This is a genomic window from Ketobacter sp. (assembly GCF_003671495.1).
Lineage (GTDB): Bacteria > Pseudomonadota > Gammaproteobacteria > Pseudomonadales > Ketobacteraceae > Ketobacter.
Genome location: NZ_RCHN01000010.1, coordinates 1 through 8,263, shown reverse-complemented (window position 1 = coordinate 8,263; position 8,263 = coordinate 1). Strand labels below are relative to the sequence as shown.

The window sequence follows — 8,263 nt, the reverse complement described above, 5'->3', positions numbered from 1 at the left end:
GGTTAGCGCTTTTGTACGAAAACCTACACTTGCAAGGACTCAAGAGGACTGAAACCGCAGGATCTGATTCTGACCAATAAACGACCATCTGGCTGTTTAATGAAGTAATCGTTGCCGACCCTCCAGTTGTAGTACAAATAGGACCGCAGGTTTATCTGATGCCTGTTTTTCCCGATGCGCTTCTGTATTCTTGCTGTGGCGGCATTCTCTGCAGAAGTGTTGTCGGGGGTTCATTCTCCATCCTTGGTACCCTTTCCGGCATTTTTCCTGTAAACTTAGCCAGTTAACAAACCGTGGTTGACTCGTATACCTGAATTTCCGTTAGTCGTTTAAATATGCCGTGCGTCGGAATATCCTTGACACTACTGCATTATACTGATCTTTGATTGGGGCATGCAAACTCGCACTTTCAACTTTTCTATTTCTTTTTCATATTCCGCAAAATGCCCCAGAATGCGTAGGTTTTGAGTCCTGGGTTTCGTCCGCCGGTCCGGTCTTTTTTCAGAACCCTATATATCTCTGTTTTTACGGGCTTTGTCGTGTGGATCCAGCGGGCTTCCAGCGGCCGGCCTCGCCGGCGCCGGTGGCCCCAACATGCCCGAAAAACACCCGTTGTGATTCCGCGAAAACCCGGTAAACTCGAAAGAAATGCGGAATCCGGACCCCGCCAGGGGCCGGGTTTTCGCCCACGATGCAAAAAAGGAAAACAGGATGTTTACCCGCTATCAACGGATCTGGCAGTTCAATGTTGTGGTGGTCTGGCCATTACTGTGGCTGGCCTATACCGTGCAACACGGCGTCACTGCGGTCAGCACGGTGGGTGGTGTCCTGGTGGGGCTGATCCTGGTGGTGTCCGGACGACGGCTCATAAAAGAATGGCGATAGGGAGAAGAGGACACAGCATGAACCTGCCCAGCCGACCGGCCAATTATCCGCTGGCCCCGTCGCCCGACCTGTACGTGCCGGCCCCAAACAATGCCCCGGTGGTGATCGATTGGCACTACTGGCAGAAACGCCGCACGCTCATGGCCCAGGTGAATACGGATTTACCCCAATACCTGGTGTTGCCGGAGATTCATGTGGTGCTGGAAAAGGCCCTGAATCCGCAGCTGCATTTTTTGTTGAACCTGATGTGGCACACCGGCGCCCGGATCACCGAGGCGTTATCCGTGACGCGGGAGGATCTGATACTGGAAACCGTGCGCGACTCCTTGGTGATTCTGGCTAACTCCAAGCGCAGGGCAGGGCGGCCCCGCAAACGAACCGCCGCCCACAGCCCCAAACGCATGGTACCCATCGCCGATCCGGCCTTGATTGACGAAGCGAAACGCTACCTGGCCGGCAGCAACCCCAAAAAAGGGGAGCCGATCTTCAGCTGGGACCGGCATCAGGTGCGCTACCAGTTGAACAAGCTGGAGCGGGAGCACTTTTGGAATAAAGAAGAAGATCGCTCGATCCTGCCCGTGGAATCCCTGTCGCCGCATACTTTTCGGCATTCCTTTGCGGTAAATTGTTTGTTGCAGGGGCGGGATATCCGCACCATCCAGGACTGGATGGGCCACGCGGAGCTGGCCAGCACCGAGGTGTATTTGAAGGTATTGAGCGGGGAAACCCATCATCTAATGTACGGGATGCAGTTTTAGGAAAGGGGACTGAATTTGTCTAACGTAACGTTTGAAGAAGCACTGTCGGTAGGGGGAATAGAAAGGCACTTCGTAGATATGCAGGCAGTATTGGGTTTCGTTAAGCAGGAGCAAGACTTTCTAATTGCTTGTGATGCAATGGCCATTAGCTTCGAAGGGACAAACCCAAACAAACTGATAAATCAAATACACTCCGAGGCCAATCATTACCTCAAAGCTGAAGACATCGAAACAAAAGAACGTCATTTTGATAAAGTGAAGAATCTATTGCGAGGCTACAGGTGTCCATTATCTGAATCAGAGGAAGGCCACTTTTTAAAGCGACTTTCCCAGGAGCATCAGCAGTACGCTAAGCATGCGTTCCAGTATTTTATTCGCGGCCTTAATATACCAGAGGAAGACTATAAGCGTATTGCTGCAGCCAGAACTGCAGCGTTCAAATATCGAGATCATGATCCGAGTGGCTTAACGGAAAGCGCTTTAACTGACCTCGTTCGCCATGAAATGGAGACTTTGCGGAGCGCATTGAACCATACGCTCGATCTTAAGGGGCAAGCCTATCGCACTCATGAGCTGGTTTTGAAGCAGAAGGCAGAGCATAAAAAGCAGTTCAACGGGGCAATGGAATCCTTTCGCGAAGAACTTGAAGCGGAAAAGAAGAAATATCGTGAAGAGATTGCAGAGAAAGAAGCGGTTGATTATTGGAACGCGAAAGCGAAGACCCATAATAGGCGAATTAAATGGTATGTGGTTACTATAGTGCTACTGGCGGCATTGTTCTTCTTCTCAGGATATGAGCTTTTTGATTTCTTCCGGGAGGCCATCGTCAACGAAACTTCATCTAAGAACAGAGAGCTGATCTTTTCACAAGATGGGCAGATCCGGCATTGGGTGCTTTTATTCACCGCTAGTGCGGCCATGATAGTGATTTGGTTGATACGTATCGCTGTAAGGTTACTGTTCTCAAATATTCATCTTGCAGAAGATGCAAAGGAAAGAGCCACTTTGATTCAAACATACCTAGCTATGGAGCGGTATGAAAGTGTGCTAAAGCCAGAAGATAAAGAGCTTATTTTACCTTCTATATTTCGCCCGAGTTCGGATGGGATAGTAAAAGATGATGCTGCGCCACCATCTATGTTAACGATGTTCAATAGAACCCCAAAGTAATAGTGCCTCTTACTACTAATTAATCAGCGGAATTTAAGAAGCATGAAATAAAGGATTAAGACAATATGATAATTAGCAGATATTTTCTCCTTGCTTTGGCTTTCAACTTTGCGTTACCCATAACCGCTAATGCAGAAAGCTTCGAATTTAACTGGCTTCAAAGTGGAAGTGGACAAAAATCTGCCCTATCTGGTCGCTGTAGAACGATTGGTGAAAGTGATAGTTCATTAGAGTGCAATTTACGCCAAATATCGGCAGCCTATGATCTTGACCCGGATGAGCTGGATAACGCTCTGCAAAAGATTCGCACTGAACTCGAAGATGAAATGAAGAACAAATCTCCTGAAGAACTCGTCAAGAAATCTTTAGGAGATAGTTGCCCACTCATAAAGCAGGGTAAAGTGCCATTTGCGGACGCCCATAAAGAGCTATTAGTAATCATGAATCGGCTATGTGATAAGCCAACCAGGCAAGATATATACAGAATGGCCGAATATACTAAGAGAATTGAGTCACGAACCTGCAAGATGACGGAGTTCGACCTTGGAGATTTCAATTTTAAGAAGGTTCATGATAATAAATGGGTCAGCAACAATGGTCCAGTTGGCTTGTGTTCCGCTATTGTTGTTATGGTATTAGAAAGGCATTCCCAACACAGTTACTTATGGAGCTACAGTCAATCTAAACAGTACACAGATCTATCCACAGATATGTGCAAAGAACTTAATCGTGTAAATGAACCTCAGACATTCTCCTGGAATGCTCCGAAGCCTTTTCCAATGAAATGTGATTTCATAGAGTTTGGTTTATAGCGCAGAGCACAGTTTTATGTGAAGCCTACCTCATAGTGCTAGAATTGGAAAAGCAAAGAATAGAGGATGAATTATGCCAGTTCCCAACACGCTATTTTTGATTGCAAAGCACGGGCTCGAGAAAGGTTCGGAGCCTGGGTTGCTTGAATCATGGATGTGGAATCTGACTTCTGAAGATGAAAGCATGTCTTACGTTTCACTTCACAAGTCGAAAAGCGATCGTGCATACAAAGGTGGGTGCATAGTTGAAATTCGCGAAGTGAGTGATTCTGAAGTTGAAAAGCATCAAGAGTTACTCGAAAGTCTCGGCAAAGACCCCATGCAGGACACTGGAGCGAGAAAAATTATCGTTTTTAAAGTGGATCCAAAATGGAATAAGTTGTGGCCAAGGAATGCGAAATATCATCAAATGGCATATAAATCAACTGGCTATATTGAACCCGTCATATAGATAAGTTTTTATGAATGTTAGGGGTAACAAAAGCATGACGCTTGGCATGCGTGATGCAATCTCAGTGTTTTGCTTGCTTTGTCTAACAGCTTGTGCGGCCACAAATGTTAAGGAGCATCGCACTCCAAGCGGGATAGTCATGAAAACTGTTAAATGCCGCACCGACTCTTCGAAGTGCTTAACTGCAGCGTCAGTTAGTTGTGGCGACGGGGGATATCAGGTTTATTCTAGTGAAAGCCACGCTGGTGGTATGTTAGCAGATATCATACCCGGCCCTGTAACATGGTATTCGATGAGTTATGTTTGTGGCCCTACTGACGGAACGATTCCTGAATTTAGGTGGACTGGTCCTACATTTCCGCAATCTAATCCTTCACCTATGGTTGGCTCAAACAGCCCAGCTCAATCCGACAATGAACTGTCGCTTTTTGATAGAGATGGCAAGGCGGCTGCCTACGTAGCATTAGATGATGAGCTCACAATCTATCTTTGGGGTGGGGAGCCGGTTGCATATTTGGATGTGGACAACGCGGGGGGCTACCATGTTTATGGATTCAATGGTAAGCATCTGGGCTGGTTTGTAAACGGTGTGGTTTGGGCTCATGATGGAAACGCGTCTTGCGCGACTAGCAGTGTTCTTCGTACAACACAAGTAGAGTCATTCAAGGCTTTCAAACAATTTAAGCCCTTCAAGTCCTTTAAAGAATTTGCCCCTTTTCGTCCATTCTTAACTAGTTCATTTGGAGATACTCAGTGTATGCTTTTGCTGAGCGAGGGTCGAGATTGAAACAATGTACTAAGAAGTGCTAAGCAATTTTTTATTTGAGAAGAAATGTTTAGGTGGCTTTATCTGTCTCATACGAATCTGTAGTTTTGAACCCTCTTCAGCATGAAATGACTTTACTCTGTTTACTTTTCCATAAACGCTAAGCCATAGTTTATAAAATCGGATAGATCTGCCATCGTCAGGATATGCACATTCAAGCTGGTAGACCAAGGCTCGAATGATCTTCCTTTCTTTACTTGGAATGGTCGGCTTCTTTGTGTTGACGTTGAGTGAAGTAACCGACATGGGCATTTCTCGACTAACGATCTCATGCTTGATTCTTTTTGGCTTATACCCACAGGAGAATAGCATTGCGTAGATATTAGAGATGATAAATTGTTTATCATTCGAGGTAAGGTAGAATGGACTACTGACCGTAATATCATCAATAAAACGGCTATAAGACAGTCCTTTTTCTTCAAGAATCCTCACCAATTCAGGCTCTTTATCTATTAATGCCAAGTTCGCAATATAGCCACTTGCCTTCCAGCCTTGAGGTAATTCACCATTGAATGTGGTTAGCTTAGTGAGTAACTCTGATACTTCATCACCGAACTTAAAATGGTATTTCCATATTTTCTTTACAACTTCATATGAAGTGTTTGGGTAGAAGTTAGCTATATCCTCAGATATTAGAATCTTCTTTCCTGAATGTATTTGAGCATGAGTTTTACAGCTTCGTGGAGATTCTAGGTCAGAAATGCCCCCCAGCATGTAATAAGGGTAAACTACTTGCTTAAGTATTCGGTTTTTAATTCGAGCGTGTATTTGCTTCAACACAGGTTTTGCATCATGTGTTGGTCGAGGATCACCGTTTTTCTTCCTCATAATTTTGCCGGGTTTATAAAACTCATGCACGTTATCTGCGATATAGAACAATTCTTTTTCTGTGATTTCGAGCAGAGAAGCAAGCGAGGAGGTGTTTGCAATAGAGGGAATTTTTATTATGAGATATCTATCCCTTAACATTTACCATCAGTTCCATGATGTTATTTGAGAGGGCTTCAATATGAGAGACACTTAGTTCAATTTCCTCGTTTCTCTGGGACGCCAAAAAGATTAATACACTTAAAGGTAAGCCCAAAGCTTTAGAAATGGATTCTACGGTGTTAATACTTGGCTCTCGATTGTTGTTTTCCAACAAGCTTAGGTATGAAACCGAAATTCCGCATTCTTTTGATAGTTGTGCCAATGTAAGCTTTTTCACCTTGCGGCACTGTTTTATCGTTCCACCTAAGTCCATAACTAACCTTTTAAATAAAAGGGTTCGTTGCATTAGCCATTAAAAAACTCAATCAGCTTCGCTATGCTTGGTAAACAGCTAAAAAACTTACCAAGTACGTCCAGTGCTTTCACACAGACTAACTCACTATTTTCATCTTCTAAAATAACTTGGATTTCTGCAATCGCATCATCCAATTGCTGGCTAATACTTGGGTCCGCTGTATCACGTAATGTCACTTTCATCGCTTTAAGCGTTTCCAGCAACCTCTTAATAGACTCGACATTACTCATGTCAAATATCCTCATAGTAGATGGGTTTCAGTCGGCGCAATCGCGCCCGTCGCCAACACAATTGATGACCGAAAGAAACACAAGCGGAACCCACGAACCCTTACGTTATAAACCGAATTAAACGTGCTGCATTTCCGTCGCTCTGCTCAATAGCTCAGTGGCCGATCGCGTTGGGCTAAAGGCTCAACTTTGACAGCGCATGGCTACAGATCAGCGGTTGGGATCTGCGACATTTGTGCATCCGGTTAGATGCGTTTTAAACAACAAAAGCATCGACCAAACCGGTAAGGATAAGGTCAGTGTCTGGTACACCAATTCTCTGAGGATGAGTCTGTTAAAGAACGTCTGGACGATAACATCCAGTCGAAAACCATAATACATGGGTTTTACTTAGAGTCAATATTTTTACAAATAGAAAAAAAGAGGTTTTCTTCTGATCGGGGGCTGGCCAGCACCAAGGCAAGGGGTATTTACGAGAAAGTATGTCGAATACCTCCTAGTATTGGACATACTATAAGCCTGTGCCATGCCACCGAAAACCTGCTGTAATATACCTTATGTGCAATCGATACGTACCACCCGGCGAAGCAGAGATAGAACGGTTTTGGCATGTTGGGCGCTCAAGTCCTGGGCCCTTCTACCGCAGTGAAATATTCCCGCGATCGCAGGGGCCGTTCATTCGTTCCAGGAACGGCAACCGAGAATTGGTTGTGGGTCAATGGGGATTGATTCCCCATTTTGCGAAATCTCCCACTTTGAAATACAACACCAATAATGCCCGGTCTGAGGAACTAGCAGATAAAGCCAGCTATCGGACGCCGTGGAAGCATGGGCAGCGTTGCATCATTCCAGCAGAGTCCTTTGACGAACCCTGCTGGGAAACCGGCAAAAACGTCTGGTGGCGCTTTCGGCGAAGCGATGGGAATCCTTGGGGTTTGGCTGGCTTGTGGAACACCTGGATCGATAAGACCACAGGTGAATTGTTTGAGAGCTACACGATGCTGACGATCAACGCCGATCATCACCCAATCATGAACCGAATGCACAAGCCGGATCCTGCTTATGGTCCTGACGATCAAGACAAGCGATCGGTGGTGTCCATCGAGCTCGAAGATCTCGATACCTGGTTAACAGGAAGCATTGAAGAGGCGTCGCAGCTAATCAGGGTACCAAGTGTGGATTGCATTTCAGCAGAGCCATCAATTTCCTAACCACAATATTATGTTAAATAGAGTATGGCTGCAGCCCACGGCTGGCGCGGGCTCTGATTTCACATAAAAAACATTATGCCGAATTGGATTGTAGAAATGATATAGAAATGTCACTGGTTAGTTTTTTAGAAATGTCCCTCCTTGGGGGTCTAGGTACTTAGCCGCAAAATATACCGTAGCGGTTGGCCCCATCCCGTTCCGATAATTCGGCGATGAGTCTAACGAATTGAATTGGTTATTTTTTATCTGTTTTGTGCAATACAGAAAAATCACCTTATGGTTATAAGCAAAACCTATAATACTTCTATTTGGAATATTTGCCAAAAAACCAAAAATACGCTGGAGGCCGCGCCACACCTTGGCTGGAAGGGGTCTGTGGTATTTTTTGCGGCTAAGTACCTAGAACCCCATATACGTGAACAAACAGACAAAAGGGTCTCCGTTCCCCTCGGCGAAACTCTTCATTCCAATACACCTAGATGCAAGTAATTTTCTGTAGTGCTCAAATGAGCGTGACCGGCAAAATCGCGTACCCGAATAATCTCCCACTTATCCCGGAGCAGCAAGTGACTCAGTCGGGTGTGCCTTAACGAATAGGGAGACAGTTCAGCCCATTCTTTCTGCCAACTCAAATC

At 45.3% G+C, this 8,263-nt stretch carries 11 protein-coding genes; 7 read left to right on the top strand and 4 right to left on the bottom strand.

All coding sequences use genetic code 11. The annotated features are described in order from the left end of the window. The first annotated feature begins 711 nt into the window (after positions 1-711). The 6 genes from D9N14_RS04455 to D9N14_RS04430 all read left to right on the top strand — a co-directional run bounded on the left by D9N14_RS04455 (position 712) and on the right by D9N14_RS04430 (position 4,863). Positions 712-885 (top strand): hypothetical protein, encoded by a 174-nt coding sequence (locus D9N14_RS04455; protein WP_290577360.1) that lies wholly within the window; start codon positions 712-714, stop codon positions 883-885. Between the two features lie 17 nt (positions 886-902). After that, complete coding sequence (locus D9N14_RS04450; protein ID WP_290577358.1) at positions 903-1,643, top strand: tyrosine-type recombinase/integrase; 741 nt, start codon at positions 903-905, stop codon at positions 1,641-1,643. Between the two features lie 15 nt (positions 1,644-1,658). Next, the gene (locus tag D9N14_RS04445) at positions 1,659-2,813 is read left to right on the top strand and encodes a DUF6161 domain-containing protein (protein WP_290577356.1); all 1,155 of its coding nucleotides are present in this window, start codon (positions 1,659-1,661) and stop codon (positions 2,811-2,813) included. A 65-nt stretch (positions 2,814-2,878) separates the two neighbouring features. Further along, positions 2,879-3,625 (top strand): hypothetical protein, encoded by a 747-nt coding sequence (locus tag D9N14_RS04440; protein WP_290577354.1) that lies wholly within the window; start codon positions 2,879-2,881, stop codon positions 3,623-3,625. A 73-nt stretch (positions 3,626-3,698) separates the two neighbouring features. After that, positions 3,699-4,076, top strand: a complete 378-nt coding sequence (locus D9N14_RS04435; protein ID WP_290577352.1) for a hypothetical protein — start codon at positions 3,699-3,701, stop codon at positions 4,074-4,076. Between the two features lie 139 nt (positions 4,077-4,215). Continuing rightward, complete coding sequence (locus tag D9N14_RS04430; protein WP_290577350.1) at positions 4,216-4,863, top strand: 4-fold beta flower protein; 648 nt, start codon at positions 4,216-4,218, stop codon at positions 4,861-4,863. A 9-nt stretch (positions 4,864-4,872) separates the two neighbouring features. Here the strand turns inward: D9N14_RS04430 and D9N14_RS04425 are convergent, their stop codons facing one another. Genes D9N14_RS04425 through D9N14_RS04420 form a run of 3 tightly spaced genes read right to left on the bottom strand, consistent with a single transcriptional unit; the run spans position 4,873 to position 6,417 of the window. Next, a complete protein-coding gene (locus D9N14_RS04425) occupies positions 4,873-5,871 on the bottom strand; it encodes a reverse transcriptase family protein (RefSeq protein ID WP_290577348.1) in 999 nt (332 codons plus the stop codon). Continuing rightward, positions 5,858-6,145 (bottom strand): helix-turn-helix domain-containing protein, encoded by a 288-nt coding sequence (locus D9N14_RS22690; protein ID WP_411267918.1) that lies wholly within the window; start codon positions 6,143-6,145, stop codon positions 5,858-5,860. Before D9N14_RS22690 ends, D9N14_RS04425 begins: the two co-directional genes overlap by 14 nt. 32 nt (positions 6,146-6,177) lie before the next feature. After that, positions 6,178-6,417, bottom strand: a complete 240-nt coding sequence (locus D9N14_RS04420) for a hypothetical protein (RefSeq protein ID WP_290577346.1) — start codon at positions 6,415-6,417, stop codon at positions 6,178-6,180. A gap of 557 nt (positions 6,418-6,974) precedes the next feature. Here D9N14_RS04420 and D9N14_RS04415 point away from each other — a divergent pair. After that, positions 6,975-7,628 carry an SOS response-associated peptidase gene (locus tag D9N14_RS04415; protein ID WP_290577344.1) on the top strand — a complete coding sequence of 218 codons (654 nt, stop codon included), beginning with the start codon at positions 6,975-6,977 and terminating at the stop codon, positions 7,626-7,628. Between the two features lie 461 nt (positions 7,629-8,089). Here the strand turns inward: D9N14_RS04415 and D9N14_RS22685 are convergent, their stop codons facing one another. Continuing rightward, positions 8,090-8,260 (bottom strand): tyrosine-type recombinase/integrase, encoded by a 171-nt coding sequence (locus tag D9N14_RS22685; RefSeq protein ID WP_411267919.1) that lies wholly within the window; start codon positions 8,258-8,260, stop codon positions 8,090-8,092. Positions 8,261-8,263 lie beyond the last annotated feature (3 nt).